Here is a 315-nt window from a genome sequence, read left to right as displayed (position 1 = left end):
CATCGTAGTCATCTGAGATTCCTACTGATTGGATGTTGTCCTTGTTAGCTGCGTCAAATTTAGTTGTATCCAACCATACTTGGTAAACCAACTTGTCGCCACGGTTAACAGTCTTAGTATTGATGTTTTCAGCTTCGTTGTTTGCAGTACCATCCGCATATGGGTTGGCATTTGTATCTGCGTACTTGTCAGCCAATTCAGAATCATCATCAAGAAGTTTGTTATCAGTGATTGAGAATTTCTCTGCATTCAATACATACTTCTCTGGTTGGAACTTAGGTTCTTCTGGAGGAGTCACACGGTTGTTAAATTCTT

General features: G+C 40.0%; 1 protein-coding gene. It reads right to left on the bottom strand.

What is annotated here, in order from left to right; genetic code table 11:
* On the bottom strand, positions 1–315 hold a 315-nt coding region (locus tag AX662_RS10800; RefSeq protein WP_197414704.1), incomplete at both ends, for a hypothetical protein.

It is taken from the genome of Streptococcus sp. CCH5-D3 (genome assembly GCF_001556435.1).
Taxonomy (GTDB): domain Bacteria; phylum Bacillota; class Bacilli; order Lactobacillales; family Streptococcaceae; genus Streptococcus.
This window is presented reverse-complemented; position numbering and strand designations above follow the sequence as displayed.